The organism is Marinobacter sp. M-5 (assembly GCF_032911545.1).
GTDB classification, from domain to species: Bacteria; Pseudomonadota; Gammaproteobacteria; order Pseudomonadales; family Oleiphilaceae; genus Marinobacter; species Marinobacter goseongensis.
This window is the reverse complement of sequence record NZ_JAWJEK010000001.1, coordinates 703655-721393: the sequence shown is the minus strand read 5'-3', so window position 1 is coordinate 721393 and position 17739 is coordinate 703655. Positions and strand designations below refer to the sequence as shown.

The window sequence follows — 17739 nt, the reverse complement described above, 5'->3', positions numbered from 1 at the left end:
TGAGGGCCGGATGCGCCGGCAAAGAAAAGGCGGCATTGTACAGGTTTGCGGCCGGAACCGTGAGGCCGCAGAAACACGGATAAAAAGCACTTGCCTCCGGCCGGCAGGGCGGGCAGCATTCCTACCCTGAAGTATTCATTCACCAAAACCTACAGGACACTATCCATGACACAGGCAACCGCACGCCACATCCTGGTCGACAGCGAAGCAAAATGCGAAGAGCTCAAAAAAGCCATCGAAGGCGGCCAGGATTTCGCCGACGCGGCGAAACAGCACTCCTCCTGCCCTTCCGGCCGCAACGGCGGTGATCTGGGCTCGTTCGGCCCGGGCCAGATGGTGCCGGAGTTTGATAAGGCGGTGTTCAACAGCGAGCTGAACACCGTGATCGGCCCGGTCAAGACCCAGTTCGGCTACCACCTGCTGGAAGTGACCAGCCGGGGCTGATGAGAACCGGATCCATCCTGCAAAACCTCTGCAGCGGCCAGCTTCTACAAATACTGGCTGCGGTGGGGGTTGTTCTGATCGTTCCCCTGTTTTTTGTCGGTGGGCCGGACTGGTCGTCGACGCCCCTGGACAGGGCTTTGTGGGATCTTGGCCATCTCATCTTTTTCGCGCTGGCCACCTACGCGGTCCAGCCGTGGCGCTGGCTGCAGGGCTGGCGTTTGTGGCTGACCGTCACTCTGGTGGTACTGGCGATCGGTATCGCCATCGAATTGCTGCAGTCCGGACTGGCGCGGCAGGAAGACTGGCGCGACGTACTGCGCAATCAGATGGGCACCTGGCTGGTGCTTGCCTGGCACCCCCTGCTTACGTCCAAAACCCGCACCCCGGGCTCCACGCGCGCACTGGCGCTAGCGTCGCTGGCACTGGTTATTTTTGAACTGGGTGCCGCCGGCGTGGTGGCCTCGAGGCAGTTCGAGATCAACAGCCAGCTCCCGCTGCTGTACAACTTTTCCCACGAACAGCCCACACGTTTCTGGCGCGGACCGGTGACGCCCTCATCCCTGCATGCCGGGGCCAGCGAGCGGACTGACGGGAAAAGCCTGGAGATCTCACTGAACACCAAACTATACTCCGGCGCGTCTCTGGACAACCTGGCACCGGATTGGCGCGGCTACGACCAGCTCAGGCTGTCGCTGTTCAATCCCCACAGCGACAGCTTCATTATGAATCTGAGAATCAACGACGTCGCCCACGAGCGCGAGGCCAACACCTACGGCGATCGCTTCAACACCCAACTGGAACTGAAGCCGGGGATCAACCGTTTCACCTTGAACCTGGACGACGTTAAGAACGCGCCGGGAACCCGCACCATGGACATGTCCGACATCCGCAGACTGGGGCTTTTTGTGATCCGGCTCCCCCAGCCGCGCACCGTCTACCTGACAGAGCTGAGGCTGGACTGAGCCAGCGACCAGGGATTCGTAGTCAGGGCTTCGGTGCCGGCGTCCGTGACCAGCAGAGTCTCGCTGCAACCGATCCCCCACTGGCCCGGTATTCGCAGACACAGCGGCAGATGAAACACCATGCCCGGTTGGAAACGTGAGGATTGCCCCCGGGCGATGAACCCGGACCCTTCCACCCAGGAAGGCGGAAACTGCGCACCCACGGTGTAGCCGAACACCCCGGAGAAAAACACCTCACCCGCCAGCGGTGCCAGCGCTTTTTCTCCGGCGCGGGCTGCGGCATCGAAACTGACGTCCGGCCTTATTGTCTCGAGCAAGGCCTCCACCACCCGACGGCAGCCGTCAAACACCCGCTGCATTGATCGGGTCGGCACTCCGGCGACCACTGTCTGCATCATCGGGGCGGTATACCGTTTCCAGGCTGCGCCGAATTCCAGAAACACCGGGTCGCCCGGCTCAATGGCAAAGCGTTTGTGGTTGGTGTGGATAATGCTGCTGCGGTGACCGACCGTGACAATGGGCTGCATACTCATGAACTCACTGCCAGCGGCCAGCAGCGCCTCGGCGCCAACCGCGGCGATCTCGTTGTCGGTGACGCCGTGCCTGACTGCCGCCACTGCTGCCTTCAGGCCCAGGCCGGTTGTGTGCGCGCTGCGCCGCAGACAGGCCAGTTCCGCCGGGGATTTCACGATACGCACGCGCTTGAGGAGCAAGGCGCTGTCGACAAACCGGATATCCGGCAGGCGGGTCCGGACACCCTCGATCACACCGTGCCGCAGGGAGCCGTGCCAGAAATCAACGCCGACCCGCTCCTCGAACCCCGACAGCGCTTCGACCAGTGGCTCCAGCACCTCGCCGATGCCTTCCCAGCGATACCCCACCACCTGTTCCACCCGGGTGGTGACCATGGCCGGCCCCATCTCGATGGAGGGCACCTGCAACAGGAGGCTGGCAGGCGTCACCACCAGCGCCACGTGCACCGACACCTCGAAGGTGCTGTAGCCGGTCAGGTAAAAGATATCGGAAGGGTCAGTGAGCAGAAGCGCACTGATGTCGTCTCGGGCCATACCCGCCCGCACCCTGGCCAGCCGGGACTCGAATTCTGCGGGTGGGAACGGACACTCCGCGCCCCGTGCGACACTGGACAGTGCAGTCTGGTAGGCATTGAAGTCCATGGGGCATCCTCCCGCAAACGCTTCCTTTCAGAAGGGTGGACCCAAAACTTCCGTTGATCAACTCTCGGCCCGGGAATCAGCTCCCGGGATTGAGAAAGCGCACCATCTGGCTGCCAATGGACTCAATCGGGGCAGTAATGGCGCGTTGAATGCTGTTAGTGACCACGCGGGAGAAACCGGAGCCCGCGTCACTCTCCAGAAATGCAATGTACAGCGCCAGTTCCTGCGCGCTGATGTCGCGATAGGTAAACAGGTAGCTGTCGAAAACCTGCTGGTTCACCATACCCTCAAGCATGCCGCGCTGGCTCTCGATCTGCGACTGAATCTGCTCGAAGGACGCCGCATCGCTGCCTTTCAGAGCGGATAACGCGGTCGCCAGGCCCAGCTGCACGGCAATGGAGGTGTCGACCGCGCTCTCGGTTGCGCGCGAGGCCTTGTCGAAACGGTCAAACATGTCGACACGCTCGCTGCCGCGGAAGCGCCTGTTGAGTTCCGCTGCGCGGGTCTGGATTTCCGCCCAGGCTTCCGGCCGCGACGCGGCGATTTCCGCAGCGGCAATTTTCTGCGCCAGCGGGGTGTCGTACCAGTCCATCACCGACTGCAATTGCGCATCGCTGAGCGTGGATTCCAGGTCAGCGGTGATCTCCGCCTGAATCTTCTGCGCGTTAAAGCTGTTGCTGACCATGTGGCCAATGGTGTCTGCCGCGAACGGCGGCACCCGGCCACTTTGCTTGAGCCCGTCGCGGATACCCTGGCTCATCATCGCCGGGTACTGGGCAACGATGTCATCAATGGGTGATGCCGCCAGCACTGCATCGGCAGATGGAGCGGCCTGAGCCGTCCCCCACAAAAGAGCGACGGAAACTAAAACCGGTTTAATTTGGGAAAATGCTTTCATGGCCTATCATCCGAGAAGATTGATGGGCGGTTTATGCCACGGTAAAAGCACCCCCTGCAAGCGATACCGGGTGTGGTTTGATGACAAATTGGTAGGGTAACGGAGGGTTCTGGTTTTCCAGCCCATGAGTAAGCTCAGCAAACGTCTTAATGTTTGGAAGTCTCGACTGAAGTGGTACGGGCTGCCGGTGCTCGGCCTGGTGATCGCCAGCTGGGCAACCCTGAGGTTCAGCCTGCTTGAGCCTGAGCCGCCCCTGCAGCAGGAGAACGTGTGTGAGATCTTCCGCGAACAACCGGTGTGGTATGACTACGCCAGACAGTCCGAGGAGAAATGGGGCACGCCCATCGCTACACAGATGGCCTTCGTGTATTACGAATCGTCCTTTCGGAGCCACGCGCGCCCCCCGCGACGCACGCTCTGGGGATTCATACCCTGGACCAGACCAACCTCGGCGTATGGCTACGCGCAGGCGCTGGACCCGGCCTGGGGCGAGTACCTGGAAGCGAACGGTGACGGGCCCTTTGTGGTGCGGACCCATATGGAACATGCCCTGGATTTTGTCGGCTGGTACAATTATCTGACCAACCGCCAGCTCGGCATTCCCTTTCACAGCCCGCGCAACCTGTACCTCGCCTACCACGAAGGCCGCACCGGCTATGCCCGACGAAGCTATGAGGCCAAACCGCGCATCGTCGAGCTCGCCTCACGGGTGCAAACCCGCGCCTATCGCTACGACAACCAGTTGAAAAGCTGCGAGAAAGAGTTCCAGTGCTGGCGCTGGTATCAGTTCTGGCCGATCTGTGGCTAGGCCTGGCGCCGGGGTTCGATCAGCGTCTGCAGTGACTGTAATCGCTCCACCAGATACTCCATGACGATCCTCACCCTCGCCATTTGCTGGGTGTCGTGGTTGACGTGCAGCCACAAATCAACGCTCTCGCCTTCCAGAGGCTCCGACAGCCGCCGCAGCTCTCTCGCGCTTTCCCCCAGGTAACACGGCAGCACCGCCAGGCCGGCGCCTGCGATGGCCAATGCGTGCATCGACTGCAGGCTGTTGCAGCGAATCACCGATGGCACATTTTTCAGATGCTTGCGGTACCAGCGCCCGGTCGCCAGGTGGCTGAAGGTCTCATCCGGAATGATCCATACGCAGCCCTCCGGGTGACTCTCGACGTCCATATTGCGATGTCGCCGGCAGTACTGCGCCGAGCCATACACCGCAGACTCAACGGCGGCGACGCGCTCACCCTCCAGAGTTGCCTGGGGCTTGTTCTCGGGGCGCAGGGTCAGATCCGCCTCCCGATGACTGAGGTTGGCCACGTCGTTATCGGTCAGCACTTCCAGCTCGATATCCGGAAACTCCCGCACCAGATCGGACAGTATCGGGCTGAGCAACGGCGCCATCATGGCATCCTCCGCCGCCAGGCGAACCTTGCCTACCGGTGCGGAGTCCTGGCCGACCAGCTTGCGCTCGAGATTGTCCATCTCGACGGTCAGCCGCTGGGCTTCCCTGAACGCGGTTTCGCCCACCGGTGTGAGCTGCAAACCGTCCCGGGAACGCTCGAAAAACTGCACTCCCAGAGCCTCTTCCATCTGGTCGAGCCGCCGCAACACCGTGGTCTGGTGAACACCCAGAATGTCGCCGGCCCTGGCGAGTGTTCCGCCTATTGCCAGTGCGTGAATATATCGAAGATAATCCCAGTCCATAGTTACTGCATATTTGCAACGTGAGTACGGATTTTAACGTATTTATGCTGCAAATAAGAACCCTTAGAATTGTTTGTAAATTAAAGATAGATCCCTAACTAACCCACCCCCTACAAGGAGGAAGGCGCTATGACTCAGAAGCATATCGCAACCGTTCACCCGCTGCCGTCCAGCATCCTCCACAACAGTGTTGAGGTCAGGCGCCAGTATACCCGCGCTGCCACCAGGCAGGCGGTTCAGTTCATCGGCAGGAAGCTGCGCATTGCAGGTCGTCGCGCCCAGGCTGCAACTACGGACATGCCCCAGGCAATGCAAGGCGGCCACTGAACCCGAAGCGGGCGTCAGGAGCAGGGAAGGGTTTGCGCAAAGATGTGAAAAAGGATGTCAGGAACACCGGTGGCGCCGCAGGCACGGTCCACCGGTGTTTTTCGTTGTAGACTCAGAACTCCCAGACCACTTTGGTCTTCTGACCGAACCACTCGTCCATCTTCCGGTTGTAGTAGTCCTCAATCACGTTGCGTTTGATCTTCATGGTAGGCGTCAACATGCCGTTTTCCATGGTCCAGGGGTCCTTGACCACTACCACGAACGCGAGCTTTTCATGGGCTTCGCATTCGGCATTCACCGCTTCCAGCTCCTGCGCCAGCTCCTGCTCGAGCTCCGCACGACTACCACCGGTTTCCAGCGCCTCCCTTGCCTCATCCGACAACAGCACCATCAGGCATGGCTGCGGCTGATTGGCACCGGCCACACACACCACCTCGGCTTTCGGATGGTTGAACCGGTTCTCGATAGGAACCGGCACCACGTACTTGCCTTTCGAGGTCTTGAACAGATCCTTGACCCGGCCGGTGATCCGCAGGCAGCCATCACCATCAATTTCGCCCATATCACCGGTTTTCAGGAAGCCGTCATCGGTTACATCTTCCCGGGTTTTCTCTTCGTTCTTGTAGTACCCGAGCATCTGGCCGGGGCTCTTCACCTCGACCTCATCACCCTCACCCAGGCGGTGCTCGACCCCCGGATTGGCCATACCCACGGTGCCGACCTTGGCCTGGCCGGGGCGGTTGGCGTGGGAATAACCGAAGTTCTCGGACATCCCGTAGACCTCCAGCAGCTCGAGCCCCAGGCCGCGATACCAGGCAATGATTTCGCCGGACAGCGGCGCAGCGCCGGTGAGAGCCGCGCGGCAGTGATCCAGCCCCAATTGCTTGAGCACTTTTTTCTTCACCACCGATTTGAGAATCGGAATGTTGAACAGCACTTTCTGCTTTTTCGGCGGCAGCTTGGCGTTAACGCCCAGGTAAAACTTCATCCACAACCGCGGCACCGAGAAGAACAGCGTCGGTCGGGCCCGCTGCAAATCCTCCTGGAAGGTATCCAGCGAGTTGGCGAAATACAGGTGGAAGCCGTAATACAGCGACTGGGTTTCCACCGCCGCGCGCTCGGCAACGTGGGCCAGCGGCAGGTAGGACAGCATGCGCTCATCCGATGACACCGGGAACAGCTGCTGCAAACCATCGGCCACTGAAATCATAGTGCGGAAACTGTGCATCACGCCTTTCGGGCGACCGGTGCTGCCGGAGGTGTAGACAATGGTCGCCAACGCGTCCGGGTCGGGCAGTTTCGGTTCAGCCGGCTCGCATCCGGCAATGATGTCCAGCCACTTCGGCGTGTCGTCCCGCGGCGACATGGGCAATGAGATCATCGGCAGTTCCGGCGGTATGTGGCCTTTGATGTCATTCCAGCCATCGGCGGTGCCATCGAGCTTGCCCAGAAACAGCAGTTTTGCCTCGCTGTGTTCAAGGATGTAGGCCGCGGTGTCACCGTTGAGGGTCGGGTATAGGGGAACAGACACATGACCGGCCGCCCAGATGGCCAGATCCGCGAGGATCCAGTGGGCACTGTTTTTGCCAAGAATGCCGATGTTGCTGCGTTCGGGTAACGCCAGGCTGTTCAGGTGAGCCGCCATGCGCGACACCTGGTCCGCAGCCTGGCTCCAGGTGATGTCTTCGACCCGCCCGTCCGGAAATGGCTGGGTCAGGTATACGTTGTCCGGATTCTTGTTTGCCCAGTAGTACAGGCAATGAAGGGAGGATTGCTTCTCAAGGTCTACAGCCATCTTGGGCTCCTTGTTGTTATTGTCAGACACGGACTGACTCTTTGTTTCAGGTCATCTGCATACTACCGGCATTTCACCCTTACTCAATAGCCGCTGGTGCCTCAAAAACTGACTGATTGTTACTTTATTGCAGGCCAGCGCGCAATCGAATCGTGACAGTTGCGCAGGATGGTCTACAGTTGGTGGCTCAGCGTACTAAACAGGGTCACTTCCGGAGATGCCCATGAAAACAACAAATCGCTCTTACCTGATCTTCCCTGCCTGGGGCTTCATCCTGATGGGTTCTGCGGCCTTTATCTATTGTGCCTCGGCCGGGCTTTTGGTTTCCTAGGTCAATCCCACCGGCAGTCATCGCATGATGCCCCCTGATCCGTGTATGCTCTGAGCACTCACAAAAGCCAGGGACCACATCCATGCAAGAACTTATTCTGTATCACTATGCCATGTCACCTTTCGGTGAGAAGACGCGGGCCATGCTCGGCTATGCCGGCCTCAGCTGGCAGTCTGTCATCGTGAAAGAGATGCCGCCGCGACCCGTGCTGGACAAGCTCGCCGGCGGCTACCGGAAAATCCCGGTGGCGCAACTGGGGGCGGACGTATTCTGTGATACCCGCTCTGTCGCGCGGGAAATTGCGCGGCTCAGTGGCAAGCCCGAGTTGATTCTGGAACAGCAGCCACAGGCGGTGCAGGACTTTGTGCGGGAAGCCGATCTCGAGGTATTCCTGGCCTGCGTGATCGCCGCCAGTGACGGCCGTATGCTGAAAAAGCTGATCCGTGAAACCTCTCTGTACAACACCTTCCGCTTCCTGAAAGACCGGATCAATATGGGGCGCAAGGCCCGGGTAAAGGCGCTCAAGGGGCCTGAAGCCAAGGCTCGGGTGCTGGCGCACATGGCGCAGATGGAAGGCATGCTGGAACAGGACTTCCTGTTCGGAGACACACCCTGCGTCGCAGATTTTTCTGCCTACCACGGACTCTGGTTCGCGTGTGACCTGGCGGGCAAGCCCTGGCTCCGGGATTACCCGCGAGTTGAAGGCTGGCTTCAACGGATGCGATCCTTCGGCCATGGCCAGCGTGCAGAAATCACGGATGAACAGGCTCTGGATATCGCCAGAACCGCCGACCCCAGAGCACTGGAGGCAGCCTCTGAACACCCCCTCACCGGGCAGGCTGTGACCGTGGCGCCAGACGATTACGGCCGTGACCCTGTGCAGGGCCTGCTCCTGTTCGGCAATGAGCACACCACCATCCTGAAGCGGGAACACCCCAGAACCGGGACCGTGCACGTGCACTTCCCGGCGCAGGGTTTTGCCATAACCGCTGCCTGAGCCAACGCCCGGAAGCACGCACTGACAACTGTATACATATACAGCTTCGGTGCGCTACACTGCTTTCCATTCGTAACGACTCTCCCGCGCCGCGCCCTGCCGGCGGGGGACCCCATTGGAGAGATTCATGGCTGTACAAGCACTGTACTACTCGGAAAGGGATGGACTGGAGATGGCGCTGAAAAACCCGGATACACTGCTGTTTTCATCCAAAGCGGACGCCGATGCACGAGACAAGGTGCTGGAACTCGCGGAAGAAATCACCCAGTTCCTGCAGGCTCGGGTTGAGGGCATGGACGAGGCCCTGGCGGAAAAAGCGGCGCTGGCCATCGCCGAGGAAAAAGACTTGTTCGGCCGTGCACTGAAAAAGCCGTCGTTGCTGAACCAGACGGCGCTGACCGAGTAACAGCGGCGTCCGCGCTCAGGGAGGAGCGCACAGCCTCAGCGCCGGAAGCGCGTTTCCAGCACCACCGACGAGTTGGTGCGTTCCACCCCCTCCAGATTGCCGATGTCATCCAGAACCGAACTCAACTCCTCCAGAGACTGGGCCTGAACAATCGCGATCAGGTCGTACTCACCGCTTACCGAAAACAGCTGTGACACCTGACTGATGTTTTCCAGTGCCACGTTGGTGCGCGACGTCAGCTTCTGAATCACCTTGATGGAGACGTGAGCCTCCACCTGGCTGGCTTCGAATCGGTCCCCCAGCTGCACCGAATAGCCCTTGATCACACCGCTGCTTTCAAGGCGCGCCAGCCGATGCTGCACCGTCGAGCGGGACAGGTTAAGCGCACGCGCAAGGTCCGACACACTGGTTCTGGCGTTCTGCCGCAGCAGCAACAACAGCCTCTGATCCTGTGTTCCAAGCATAATGCCCACTCATTTCGTCATTTTGATAAATGATTTCATTATTCCGTTAATTTTGCCACTACAAACCGGCATTGCTCCCTTACATACTGCCCCAATACAAACAATCAGAACCGATCCGCCGCGGGGTTACACCATGATTATTCGCCCGATCCAGCATCAGGACCTGGAAGCACTGCGTGCCATCGCCCGGGAATCCGGCCCGGGGTTTACCTCACTGGTGGATGACCCGGACTTTCTGAGGCGCAAGATCGCTCTCAGTATCGACAGCTTTGCCCGATCACCCCGGACCCCTGACGATGAGCATTATCTGTTCGTGCTGGTGGATGAAAACAGCGGACGTGTCATGGGCACTACGGCCATCGAAGCCCGCGCCGGGCAGGATCGCCCGCTGTTTCATTTTCGACACAGCGCTGGCGCTCTGGGAACGGCGGATGAACCAGACCAGTTGATCCGTTGCAACCACTACACCGGTTGCAGCGAAATCTGCAGCCTGTATCTGCGGCCAGGTGATCGGCGACCGCAGGCGGGCAAACTGTTGTCAAAAGTACGCTTCCTGTTCATGGCCCAGCACCCACAACGCTTTGAGGACACGGTGATCGCCGAAATGCGGGGAGTATCAGACGAGCACGGCCAGTCGCCTTTCTGGAACGGGTTACGGGCGCAGGCGGGCAACCTCGATTTTGCCACGGTTACGCGCCTGGCCGGCACCGGCGACACCCGCCTGCTCGACAAGCTGCTACCTGGCGGGTCCCTGTGCACCGCTTCCATCGGTGAGCAGGCTCGCCGGGTGATCGGTGAGGTTCACGAGCGCACCCGGCCCGCCCTGAAAATGCTGACGGACGAGGGTTTCCGCTACACCGGCTATGTGGACCTGTTTGATGCTGGCCCTACCGTCGAGTCACCGCTTGCCGGCATTGCCAGCATTCAGGGTTCTGAGGCCTGCCGGGTTCAGGTGGTGGATGACAACGTACCCGCGATCACTCGCAACCGGCCGGGCCACCTTAACCAGGCCCTGTTACTGACCAATGGCGGTGTCCGCGATTTTCGCGCTACGATCACCCATGGGGCAACCTGGCTGCCGCACCACCGTTTGCTGAGTGTTCCCCGCTCTCTGGCCGGCAAACTGATGCTGGAAACCGGTTCGGTCGCCCGCTGTCTTGCACTGGCTCCAACCGCAGACCAGAAACAGCCACGCAGGCACTCACCGTTACTGGAGGCCCGCTATGCACACTGATCGGGAATCGCTGTTCCACCACTTGTGGGAAGACTACCGCAGAGTGACCCCTTCGGCCGAAGGCCTTCACCGCATTCTGGGCGCCGAGGAGGGCCAGGGCATTGTCAACGACCACATCGCCCTGCGCACCTTCAACCTGGCCCCGGTAGGGCTGGACGCCCTCGCGGAACACTTCACCTCGCTGGGCTATTACGCCGGTGGTGAGTACCGGTTCGGCGCCAAAAAGCTCTATGCCCGCCATTATGAACACCCGGACCCACTGGCCCCGAAAGTCTTCATCTCCGAATTGTTAACCGAGCAATGCTCGCCTGATCTGCAGGCTGTTGTCCGTAACCTGGTGGCCCAGGTGTCGCCCGCCAGCGTGTCCGCCGACAATTTTCTGTATTCCGGCCGCCACTGGGATCTCGATTACGCCACCTACCAGACCTTGTTGCAGGAAAGCGAATACGCCGGATGGCTGGCTGCCTGGGGCTTCCGTGCCAATCACTTCACGGTCAGCATCAACCAGCTCGGGCAGTTTCACAGTGTCTCAGGCATCAACCAGCTGTTGAAAGACAAGGGCTATCGGGTCAACAGCTCTGGCGGCGAGATCAAGGGGTCGCCTGCAGAGCTGCTTGAGCAGTCGTCGACCATGGCCGACCGCATTCCGGTGCAGTTCTCTGACAGGACGGCAACCATACCCAGCTGTTTCTATGAATTTGCGCTGCGCTATCCCGACGCCAGCGGCCAGCTGTATCCGGGCTTTGTCGCCGCGTCGGCCGACAAGATCTTCGAGAGCACCAACACAACGGGCTGATGGGCTAGCGGTTCTCTGCGGGCCAGCCCTCGGCACCTAACAGAGGAACGAAGCGCACTTCTCCCAGGCTTTCACGCTCGAACCCGGAGCGGGACACCCGGGTGATGAGCACCAGCTCCTGACCTCCGAATTCCGAGCCGACCGGCATCACCAGCCGACCCCCGATGACAAGCTGATTCTTGAGGGTTTCGGGAATCCCCGGGCCGCCCGCCGCCACCACAATGCCGTCAAACGGGGCTACCTCCTGCCACCCCAGTGTACCGTCACCGCAGCGCACATGGACATTCAGGAAGCCCTCAGCCAGCAGCACGCGGCACGCCTGCTGCGCCAGTTGCGGAAGCCGCTCGATACCGAACACCTCCCCGGCAATGCAAGCCAGCACTGCCGCGCCATAACCTGAGCCGGTTCCGATATCCAGCACCTTCTCTCCGCCCTGCATCGACAGGGCCTCCGCCATCAGTGCCACGATGTAGGGCTGGGACACGGTCTGGCCATGGCCGATGGGCAACGGGCCGTCGTCGTAGGCCTGCTCGCGCAGCTCGTCCGGCACAAACTGCTCCCGCCTGACCCGACGCATTGCAGCCAGAACCGCGGGCGAGAACTGGCCCCGACCGCGGACCTGGTAATCCACCATCGACGCCCGGCGGGCGGTAAAATCGGGCGCGTCCATTCTGTGCACCTGATGCAAAGGGGTGAAATTCCAGCCTACCCCTGCCCTGACGCGCTCCCCTTGACGCCGGTCAATATCCAGACCGATCCGCCGACCGAAGGCTTCACCCCGGGCTGTCACATTGCATGTCACCCGGGGCCGCAGGCAAAGCTTCTGCTTTTGTCTCGAGCTGGAAAGGACTAGGATTGTGTGAACCAATTCATGTTTTCTGGGCGGAGAGGCAGAATGACCTCAGGTTCCATGGCAGTAAGAGGGATGCTTCTGTCAGCCTTGTGCCTGTGCTCCATGGGCAGCGTGGCCAACGACACCATCCGCACCCGCATGGGCGCCATAGATCTGGACTTCCCCGTCAGCGCCCTTGGCAAGATTCTCACCAGCGACAAGACCCTCTCAAGCTTCTATCGGGAGCGGGATTATACCCTCGCCTGGAGCGAGGCAGCGGATCGCCGGGCTTTGCTCGATGCCGTAGCGGCAGCACAACACCATGGCCTGTCCCCCAACGACTACAACCTGGCGCAACTCACGCGCGTGGCTGCCGGCGATACCCGGCACCTGGACGCCGAAGCCCAGGCCGACATCGATCTGCTACTGACCGACAGCGCCCTGCTGCTGGCGTCTCATTTGCGCTACGGCAAGGTGAACCCGGAAGATCTGCGTCCGGAGCCGGACGCCAGCCACCCGGACCGCGGCATCGACGACCTTCTGGCGGAGGCCCTGGCGGCCGACAACGTTGAGCAAGGGTTGAAACGCCTGGCCCCCGCCACGCCGGGCTATCAGCAATTGCTGAGCGCCCGGGCGGCCGTGGCTGCGCTGATGCGTGAGCCCTGGGAACGCATCCCGGAGGGCGAGACCATCCGGCCGGGAAACAGCGATGAACGCGTGCCGCACGTCCGGCAACGGCTGAGGGCTCTGGGTGACCACCCCCACCCGGACAGCGACGCCCCAGAAGCGATTGCCACCCGGCACGACCGTGCCCTGGTGGCCGCTGTGCAACGATTTCAGGCACGGCACGGGCTGGATGACGACGGCCTGATTGGCCGGGATACCCTGGCCGCGATAAACCTCACACCGGCAAAGCGCCTCACCCAGATTGACGCCAACCTGGAGCGCTGGCGCTGGCTGCCAGAGCAACCCGGAGACACCTACATCGTTGTCAACGTGGCCGGATTCGAGCTCACCATGATTCGCAAGGGTGAGGAGGTTATGCGCACCCGGGTGATTGTGGGCCGCCCCTACCGTCAGACGCCGCTGTTCAGCGACAGCATTCGTCACCTGGTTATCAACCCCAGCTGGACGGTACCCCGTAGCATCATGATCGAGGACCAGTTACCGGTTATTCGCCAGAATCCGGACTATCTGAGCAACCTGGGCTTTTCGTTGTATCGCGGCTGGGGACCCGACCGCATACCGGTCGACCCGGATACCGTTGACTGGTGGGCGCTGTCTGAAAACTACTTTCCGTTTCAGCTGATTCAGGAACCCGGCCCGAGCAATGCCCTGGGGCAGGTGAAGTTCATGTTCCCGAACGAATTCGATGTGTATCTGCACGACACCCCGGCCCGGCACCTGTTCGCCAGCAGTCAACGCTCGTTCAGCTCCGGCTGCATCCGCGTGGAAAACTCCCTGGAACTCGCCCGCCTGTTGCTGGAAAGCCAGAACGGATGGTCCGGCAACCGGCTGAATCGCGTGCTCGACTCCCGCGAGCTGACCAAGGTCTATCTTGAAAACCCGGTACCGGTGCACCTGGAATACTGGACGGCATGGGTAGACGACGCCGGCACACTGAACTTGCGCGACGACATTTATGAACGCAACGGCCCGGTCACAGCCGCGTTGGAAACCTCACTGGACTATGATGGCCGAATTCATCAGGCCAGTGCCAACTGAGCGTCCTTATCAGCCATTTTAACTGGCTGCGCCCCGCAACATCGCCTGCATCAGTTCATTGGCATCGAATTTGGTCAGTGCCTCGTTGGCGCCGACCTGATTGGCATAGCTCAGGCTCATCTCACTGTTCAGTGAGGTGTGCAGGATGATGTAAGGCTGCTTGAGCGCGGTGTTGTCACGAATGGTGAATGCCAGCTCGTAGCCATCCAGCCCCGGCATCTCGATATCGCTGACCAGTATGTCCACCGGGCGCCCGTTGCTGTCCGCTTCCAGCAACATCGTCAACGCGTTCTGTCCGTTGGTGGTCACTTCGTAGGAAATGCCCTTGTTGTCGAGAACGTCCGACAGCTGCTTGCGGGCCACCTGGGAATCGTCAACCAGCAGAATGCGCTGGGCACGCAGGGTTTCGCTCTCCCTATCGGTCAACGCCGCGGCTTCGGCGTCCACTGCAGCGGGATAGACTTTGGAAAGCAGCAGCTCCACGTCCAGCAACTGAATCAAATCACCCTCAAGGTCAATCAAGCCAGTCAGGAAGGCCTGATCGCCCAGCGCTGCCGGGGGCGACTTCACGTTTTTCCAGTCCGCTTCAATAATCTTGTTCACGCTTCGCACCACGAAACCGATTTCCTGGCGCTGGATATCGGTCACGATGATCGATGCCGACGTCAGCTCGTCCGTCGTCAACGCTTGGCCACCGACGGCCGCAGCCATATCGATGACCGGCACGGCTGCCCCACGGAACGACATGGTCCCCAGCACCGCAGCGTGGCTGTGTGGCAATCGTGTCAGGCGTGCAAACGGCAGGATCTCGCGGATTTTCAGCGTGCCGATGGCGAACAGTTTCTGACCGGTGAGGCTGAACAGGAGTAACTTCTGGGCGTGGGCGGTTTGTCTGGGCATTTAGGGTGCGAATCCTTCGGCAGCGTGAAACAACATAAATACTCTAGCAGAGCCGTCACGCGGAAGGGTATCAGTAATCTACAGTCCGCGAAGGTAACCCGGCCCGTTCAACTGCTGCATTTGCCGCTGAACCCAGGCAGCGCGCTCCCACACGTAGGGTGACGGATCGCCCGCACTGAGCACTTTCGGATTGGGCAACACTGCCGCCAACCGCGCCGCCTGGGAACGTGAGAGGTCGCGGGCACTGACACCGAAATAGGCCAGGCTGGCGGCCTCGACGCCGTAGATGCCGGGACCGAATTCGGCGATGTTGAGGTACACCTCCAGTATACGCTGCTTGGTCCAGAATGCCTCCAGCCCCAATGCCAGACCCGCCTCCAGGGCTTTGCGGATAAAGCTCCGGCCATTCCACAGGAACAGGTTCTTGGCGGTTTGCTGGGTGATGGTGCTGGCCCCACGGAGACCTTCGCCGGCCCGGTATTCATCAAGCGCTTTGCGGATCGCGGCAAAATCGACCCCCCAATGCTCCGGGAAGCGCTGGTCCTCACTGGCAACCACCGCCAGCGGCATCCACGGTGAAATCCGCCCATAATCGATCCATTGATGATGTACCTTGCCGTCCGCCTTGCCCAGACTGTGAGCCAGCATGAAGGCCGTGGTCGGCGGATTCAGGAACCTCAGCACCAGCAGTGTCGTTACCAGCAACACAGCAATGCCCGCCAGGAACCAGGCAACATGACGGGTAAACCGTCGGAATACGGATTTCTTGGCCAAACAGGAACTCCCACATGCCTGCAACTATGCTCAGAGGTGAGTAGTATGTCGTTAATTCTACCCCGTTTGAATTACGGCTCCGTCAGGCAGCGTGCATTCATCGGTACCCGCACTGTCGGCGTATAGATCTACACTACCCGCTTCGGGATCAGGTCAATGGTAGAGCATCTGGAATGCGATCAGGGCGTGCGCCTGTTACTGACGCCCAATCGCTCGCTGGGCTGGCAAGGCAACGTGCGGATCTGGCTGGTACTGTTTGTGATGTCTCTGGTGATTTCCATGGGTATGGCGATTGCCGGGGCATGGGTCATTGTGCCGTTTGCCGGCCTGGAGCTGGTGGCGTTGGCTGCCGGCATTTATGTCACGTCCCGGAACTGTCAGGCCCGCGAGGTGCTGATGATTGGCCCCGGCGGCATTACCCTCGAAAAGGGGCGCACCACGAAACACAGCGAGTGGCACTTCCCCGGCCAATACACCCGGGTAAGAGTCCGCTTGCCCCGCCACCCCTTTGCACCACCCAAGCTGTTCCTCACGCACCGGAATCAGACGATCGCGCTCGGCCCATTCCTGAATGTGGAAGATACCCAGATTCTGCTACGGATTCTGGAGGGAAAAGGCGTGACGCTGGATCGCCAGACACCGTCACCGAACGTGAGCTTCTGGTTCTGATGTCCGGCAACCGGACGGTCAGGGACTGGTGAGGATCGATTGCAGTTTCTGGGTGAGTTCGACCGCCTCGCTGCCGAGTGCGGTGAGATAGCCACCGTCGTTCTGGGATATCAGTCCTTTGTCATACAACCGCTGCGCCGCTCTCACCGATTCTTCGGATGCGGAGTGCTGGTGCACCTTGATGCCCTCCAGCGCGGACGTGGAATGGAACAGGGCCAGCAGGTTAAGTTCAGCAAGATGATCAGGCGAAAAAGCCATGGACGATCCTCGTTAACATTGGGAGTTTCCCTTTAAGTTCTATACGAGGATCGTGCTTTCTACAACGTCTTTTCACCCCTGATTGTCAGCCCGCAGGCTGTTGCCTCACTCCGCGGCCGGAGCGGTCTGACTGACCAGGCCGTCCAGCTCGCCGTCTCGACGCGCAGCATCCAGTGCCGCCTGCAGTTCCTCGACCACCGCAGGATCGGTTTCGTTGCTGAATGCCAGATACATGGGAGTCTCCCGGAAGGTCAGCACCGGCAGCAGATCGGAGATTCCATGCTCATCCTGCGCCACCTGGGGCCCGACCAGACCGTCGGTCACCCACAGATCCGCCTCGCCCAGCGTCAGGCGACGGGGGTTCACGTCACCGGACACGCTCATCACCACCTCAAACCCCTGACTGACCAGGTAGTCGGACATGACATCGCCCTTGTAACCGGCAATCCGGTAATCCTTGGCGTCTTCCAGAGACGTCAGCGTGATGTCAGAGCCCGGGGCAGCGAACAGGGTCCACTTGATCGGGGCCAGCGGGCCCACCCACTGGAACTGTTCCTCCCGCTCATCGGTGCGCGCGGTGCAGAACAATCCGTGGTTTTCCCGCCCCTGGACCCAGCTGTAGGCATAACTCCAGTCACGCATCTTGATCACGTAGTCGTAGTCCACCCTGGCCAGCATGGCTTTCACCATTTCGCTGCAGATACCGGTGATGTCCTCCTCACTGTGCGCAAATCCCTTGCCCGTTCTGGTCTCGTTATACGGAGGGTAATTCTCTGTGAAAATGTACAGCCGTTCGGAGGCGCTGGCACGGCCGGCCAGTATCAGCAGGCAGGCCAGGACACACAGCAGGGCGCTGCGGACTCCGGTCATGGACGGTGTCATTGGGTAAGACATTCTTTTATCCCTTTTGACGAAGCGGGTTTGTCTGTTATGGAATAGGTGCATAAGTAATGCACTGGCATAAATTGTCAGCGCTTCTGATCGTTTATGCCATCCCGACATCATTACCTGATACGGATCGAATGTCAGTCACAAAACGTATCCGGGC

The 17739-nt window shown here is 60.3% G+C and carries 20 protein-coding genes; 10 read left to right on the top strand and 10 right to left on the bottom strand.

Annotation, left to right across the window (positions count from 1 at the left end; genetic code table 11):
* The first annotated feature begins 165 nt into the window (after positions 1 to 165).
* Positions 166 to 444, top strand: a complete 279-nt coding sequence (locus R0125_RS03315) for a peptidylprolyl isomerase (RefSeq protein ID WP_248182033.1) — start codon at positions 166 to 168, stop codon at positions 442 to 444.
* Positions 444 to 1406: a succinyl-CoA synthetase subunit beta gene (locus R0125_RS03310; protein ID WP_317237134.1), complete on the top strand. Its 963-nt coding sequence runs from the start codon at positions 444 to 446 to the stop codon at positions 1404 to 1406. The genes R0125_RS03315 and R0125_RS03310 overlap by 1 nt, the downstream gene beginning before the upstream one ends.
* Here R0125_RS03310 and R0125_RS03305 read toward each other — a convergent pair.
* Together R0125_RS03305 and R0125_RS03300 are read right to left on the bottom strand one after the other, a co-directional pair.
* Positions 1379 to 2581: a Xaa-Pro peptidase family protein gene (locus tag R0125_RS03305; protein WP_317237133.1), complete on the bottom strand. Its 1203-nt coding sequence runs from the start codon at positions 2579 to 2581 to the stop codon at positions 1379 to 1381. The two genes, R0125_RS03310 and R0125_RS03305, sit on opposite strands and share 28 nt — an antisense overlap.
* Positions 2582 to 2657: 76 nt before the next feature.
* Positions 2658 to 3479 carry a DUF2059 domain-containing protein gene (locus R0125_RS03300; protein ID WP_248182036.1) on the bottom strand — a complete coding sequence of 274 codons (822 nt, stop codon included), beginning with the start codon at positions 3477 to 3479 and terminating at the stop codon, positions 2658 to 2660.
* A gap of 124 nt (positions 3480 to 3603) precedes the next feature.
* Between R0125_RS03300 and R0125_RS03295 the strand changes: the two genes are divergently transcribed.
* Positions 3604 to 4287 carry a lysozyme-like domain containing protein gene (locus R0125_RS03295; RefSeq protein ID WP_248182037.1) on the top strand — a complete coding sequence of 228 codons (684 nt, stop codon included), beginning with the start codon at positions 3604 to 3606 and terminating at the stop codon, positions 4285 to 4287.
* On the opposite strand, the gene R0125_RS03290 is transcribed toward R0125_RS03295, so the two are convergent.
* Positions 4284 to 5183: a LysR family transcriptional regulator gene (locus R0125_RS03290; RefSeq protein WP_248182038.1), complete on the bottom strand. Its 900-nt coding sequence runs from the start codon at positions 5181 to 5183 to the stop codon at positions 4284 to 4286. The two genes, R0125_RS03295 and R0125_RS03290, sit on opposite strands and share 4 nt — an antisense overlap.
* A 129-nt stretch (positions 5184 to 5312) precedes the next feature.
* Between R0125_RS03290 and R0125_RS03285 the strand changes: the two genes are divergently transcribed.
* Positions 5313 to 5510, top strand: coding sequence for a hypothetical protein (locus R0125_RS03285; RefSeq protein WP_317237132.1), 198 nt, complete (start codon positions 5313 to 5315; stop codon positions 5508 to 5510).
* A 112-nt stretch (positions 5511 to 5622) separates the two neighbouring features.
* Here the strand turns inward: R0125_RS03285 and R0125_RS03280 are convergent, their stop codons facing one another.
* Complete coding sequence (locus tag R0125_RS03280; protein WP_317237131.1) at positions 5623 to 7305, bottom strand: AMP-binding protein; 1683 nt, start codon at positions 7303 to 7305, stop codon at positions 5623 to 5625.
* Positions 7306 to 7718: 413 nt separating this feature from the next.
* Here R0125_RS03280 and R0125_RS03275 point away from each other — a divergent pair, with 413 nt between their 5' ends.
* Complete coding sequence (locus R0125_RS03275) at positions 7719 to 8633, top strand: glutathione S-transferase family protein (protein WP_317237130.1); 915 nt, start codon at positions 7719 to 7721, stop codon at positions 8631 to 8633.
* 127 nt (positions 8634 to 8760) lie between these two features.
* The gene (locus R0125_RS03270; RefSeq protein ID WP_248182042.1) at positions 8761 to 9039 is read left to right on the top strand and encodes a YebG family protein; all 279 of its coding nucleotides are present in this window, start codon (positions 8761 to 8763) and stop codon (positions 9037 to 9039) included.
* 35 nt (positions 9040 to 9074) lie between these two features.
* Here R0125_RS03270 and R0125_RS03265 read toward each other — a convergent pair whose 3' ends face one another.
* Positions 9075 to 9503 (bottom strand): Lrp/AsnC family transcriptional regulator, encoded by a 429-nt coding sequence (locus R0125_RS03265; protein ID WP_317237129.1) that lies wholly within the window; start codon positions 9501 to 9503, stop codon positions 9075 to 9077.
* A 133-nt stretch (positions 9504 to 9636) separates the two neighbouring features.
* Here R0125_RS03265 and R0125_RS03260 point away from each other — a divergent pair, with 133 nt between their 5' ends.
* Both R0125_RS03260 and R0125_RS03255 read left to right on the top strand, forming a co-directional pair.
* Positions 9637 to 10737, top strand: coding sequence for an arginine N-succinyltransferase (locus R0125_RS03260; RefSeq protein WP_317237128.1), 1101 nt, complete (start codon positions 9637 to 9639; stop codon positions 10735 to 10737).
* The gene (locus R0125_RS03255) at positions 10727 to 11533 is read left to right on the top strand and encodes a DUF1338 domain-containing protein (RefSeq protein ID WP_317237127.1); all 807 of its coding nucleotides are present in this window, start codon (positions 10727 to 10729) and stop codon (positions 11531 to 11533) included. The genes R0125_RS03260 and R0125_RS03255 overlap by 11 nt, the downstream gene beginning before the upstream one ends.
* A 4-nt stretch (positions 11534 to 11537) precedes the next feature.
* Here the strand turns inward: R0125_RS03255 and R0125_RS03250 are convergent, their stop codons facing one another.
* Positions 11538 to 12203, bottom strand: coding sequence for a protein-L-isoaspartate(D-aspartate) O-methyltransferase (locus R0125_RS03250; RefSeq protein WP_248182046.1), 666 nt, complete (start codon positions 12201 to 12203; stop codon positions 11538 to 11540).
* A 225-nt stretch (positions 12204 to 12428) separates the two neighbouring features.
* On the opposite strand from R0125_RS03250, the gene R0125_RS03245 reads away from it, so the two are divergent.
* Complete coding sequence (locus R0125_RS03245) at positions 12429 to 14090, top strand: murein L,D-transpeptidase (protein WP_317237126.1); 1662 nt, start codon at positions 12429 to 12431, stop codon at positions 14088 to 14090.
* Positions 14091 to 14108: 18 nt separating this feature from the next.
* On the opposite strand, the gene R0125_RS03240 is transcribed toward R0125_RS03245, so the two are convergent.
* Positions 14109 to 14990: a chemotaxis protein gene (locus tag R0125_RS03240; RefSeq protein WP_248182048.1), complete on the bottom strand. Its 882-nt coding sequence runs from the start codon at positions 14988 to 14990 to the stop codon at positions 14109 to 14111.
* Between the two features lie 78 nt (positions 14991 to 15068).
* Positions 15069 to 15764: a monofunctional biosynthetic peptidoglycan transglycosylase gene (gene mtgA / locus R0125_RS03235; protein WP_317237124.1), complete on the bottom strand. Its 696-nt coding sequence runs from the start codon at positions 15762 to 15764 to the stop codon at positions 15069 to 15071.
* Between the two features lie 156 nt (positions 15765 to 15920).
* On the opposite strand from mtgA, the gene R0125_RS03230 reads away from it, so the two are divergent.
* Positions 15921 to 16433, top strand: coding sequence for a DUF2244 domain-containing protein (locus tag R0125_RS03230; RefSeq protein ID WP_317237123.1), 513 nt, complete (start codon positions 15921 to 15923; stop codon positions 16431 to 16433).
* A gap of 18 nt (positions 16434 to 16451) precedes the next feature.
* Here the strand turns inward: R0125_RS03230 and R0125_RS03225 are convergent, their stop codons facing one another.
* The gene (locus R0125_RS03225; RefSeq protein WP_248182051.1) at positions 16452 to 16691 is read right to left on the bottom strand and encodes a TIGR02647 family protein; all 240 of its coding nucleotides are present in this window, start codon (positions 16689 to 16691) and stop codon (positions 16452 to 16454) included.
* 105 nt (positions 16692 to 16796) lie between these two features.
* Positions 16797 to 17585 carry an ABC transporter substrate-binding protein gene (locus R0125_RS03220; protein ID WP_317237122.1) on the bottom strand — a complete coding sequence of 263 codons (789 nt, stop codon included), beginning with the start codon at positions 17583 to 17585 and terminating at the stop codon, positions 16797 to 16799.
* Positions 17586 to 17739: the final 154 nt, after the last annotated feature.

Bases quoted from the DNA above. Each gene is read 5' to 3' on its own strand.
- R0125_RS03255 (WP_317237127.1), top strand. From the start codon at position 10,727: ATGCACACTGATCGGGAATCGCTGTTCCACCACTTGTGGGAAGACTAC.
- R0125_RS03295 (WP_248182037.1), top strand. From the start codon at position 3,604: ATGAGTAAGCTCAGCAAACGTCTTAATGTTTGGAAGTCTCGACTGAAG.
- R0125_RS03275 (WP_317237130.1), top strand. From the start codon at position 7,719: ATGCAAGAACTTATTCTGTATCACTATGCCATGTCACCTTTCGGTGAG.
- R0125_RS03270 (WP_248182042.1), top strand. From the start codon at position 8,761: ATGGCTGTACAAGCACTGTACTACTCGGAAAGGGATGGACTGGAGATG.
- R0125_RS03300 (WP_248182036.1), bottom strand. From the start codon at position 3,479: ATGAAAGCATTTTCCCAAATTAAACCGGTTTTAGTTTCCGTCGCTCTT.
- R0125_RS03230 (WP_317237123.1), top strand. From the start codon at position 15,921: ATGGTAGAGCATCTGGAATGCGATCAGGGCGTGCGCCTGTTACTGACG.
- R0125_RS03225 (WP_248182051.1), bottom strand. From the start codon at position 16,691: ATGGCTTTTTCGCCTGATCATCTTGCTGAACTTAACCTGCTGGCCCTG.
- R0125_RS03220 (WP_317237122.1), bottom strand. From the start codon at position 17,585: ATGTCTTACCCAATGACACCGTCCATGACCGGAGTCCGCAGCGCCCTG.
- R0125_RS03315 (WP_248182033.1), top strand. From the start codon at position 166: ATGACACAGGCAACCGCACGCCACATCCTGGTCGACAGCGAAGCAAAA.
- R0125_RS03245 (WP_317237126.1), top strand. From the start codon at position 12,429: ATGACCTCAGGTTCCATGGCAGTAAGAGGGATGCTTCTGTCAGCCTTG.
- R0125_RS03260 (WP_317237128.1), top strand. From the start codon at position 9,637: ATGATTATTCGCCCGATCCAGCATCAGGACCTGGAAGCACTGCGTGCC.
- R0125_RS03250 (WP_248182046.1), bottom strand. From the start codon at position 12,203: ATGGACGCGCCCGATTTTACCGCCCGCCGGGCGTCGATGGTGGATTAC.
- R0125_RS03310 (WP_317237134.1), top strand. From the start codon at position 444: ATGAGAACCGGATCCATCCTGCAAAACCTCTGCAGCGGCCAGCTTCTA.
- R0125_RS03305 (WP_317237133.1), bottom strand. From the start codon at position 2,581: ATGGACTTCAATGCCTACCAGACTGCACTGTCCAGTGTCGCACGGGGC.
- R0125_RS03285 (WP_317237132.1), top strand. From the start codon at position 5,313: ATGACTCAGAAGCATATCGCAACCGTTCACCCGCTGCCGTCCAGCATC.
- R0125_RS03265 (WP_317237129.1), bottom strand. From the start codon at position 9,503: ATGCTTGGAACACAGGATCAGAGGCTGTTGTTGCTGCTGCGGCAGAAC.
- R0125_RS03240 (WP_248182048.1), bottom strand. From the start codon at position 14,990: ATGCCCAGACAAACCGCCCACGCCCAGAAGTTACTCCTGTTCAGCCTC.
- R0125_RS03290 (WP_248182038.1), bottom strand. From the start codon at position 5,183: ATGGACTGGGATTATCTTCGATATATTCACGCACTGGCAATAGGCGGA.
- R0125_RS03280 (WP_317237131.1), bottom strand. From the start codon at position 7,305: ATGGCTGTAGACCTTGAGAAGCAATCCTCCCTTCATTGCCTGTACTAC.